The following is a 758-nucleotide window of genomic DNA, read 5'->3' as shown; positions in this document are numbered from 1 at the left end:
ACACCATTTGAGGAAACTATGAAAAAGACTTATTTCAATCTAATATTTTTGATTTTAATCATCGTTTTGATTTTATTATTCGTGTGTAGCGGATTGGAAATTACCGAAACGAAAACAGAAACTATGGCTTGGAAAAGTGGACGATTTATTCTGACTGATTTGACTAAAGTAATCGGAATTTTATTAATTCTGACTTTACCAACATACGGTTTCTTAAAGAAAAAGTATTTTCAACAAATTACAAATCGTAAATCTTAATGTCAGAAACAAGCGAACAAACATATGATTATGTCTGCTTTAGTGATTTAGCGTACGAATTTGACTTTTCCGACTTGAAAGAAGCTGAAAAAAAGATTAAACGGAAATTAAAATATTATGGACTTGGAAAATATGACCAAGAGCGAGTGGAATATGTCAGAAACCTAAAAAATGACTTGTTCAAGGAGATTAGACTTTATGACAAGTCAGAATATTATATTCCATCAAAATCGCAATTTGCAGAATTCACGGACTTTGACCATAAAAAAATGAAAGTTGATTTCCTAAATAAATATGAAAAAATAAATGATTCAGATATGTCTCAAATAATAAATTTTGCTATTTATCTGTATTATATGAGATAAAAAAACGGTGTACAACACCGTATAAAATTAATTGCTAGTGCAAGCCTACTTACGAAAATCCTCGCGGATTTTCTATTCGGTTTGTATTTGCTAAATTAGGTGCTTAAAACACGCAACTAATCTTATACAATCACG

At 29.8% G+C, this 758-nt stretch carries 2 protein-coding genes; both read left to right on the top strand.

Annotated elements, in window-relative coordinates; genetic code table 11:
• A partial coding sequence (locus R3X28_RS19185) for a hypothetical protein (protein ID WP_317666497.1) occupies nucleotides 1-258 on the top strand: 258 nt, incomplete at its 5' end.
• Complete coding sequence (locus R3X28_RS19180; RefSeq protein WP_317666495.1) at nucleotides 258-623, top strand: hypothetical protein; 366 nt, start codon at nucleotides 258-260, stop codon at nucleotides 621-623. The genes R3X28_RS19185 and R3X28_RS19180, both read left to right, overlap by 1 nt.
• Nucleotides 624-758 lie beyond the last annotated feature (135 nt).

Origin of the sequence: Maribacter sp. TH_r10, from assembly GCF_033101095.1 — a bacterium.
GTDB lineage: Bacteria > Bacteroidota > Bacteroidia > Flavobacteriales > Flavobacteriaceae > Maribacter_A > Maribacter_A luteus.
The sequence above is the reverse complement of the archived record's forward strand: the minus strand, read 5'-3'. Positions and strand labels throughout refer to the sequence as shown.

Coding starts and splice junctions, on each gene's coding strand:
- R3X28_RS19180 (WP_317666495.1), top strand. CDS start 258: ATGTCAGAAACAAGCGAACAAACATATGATTATGTCTGCTTTAGTGAT.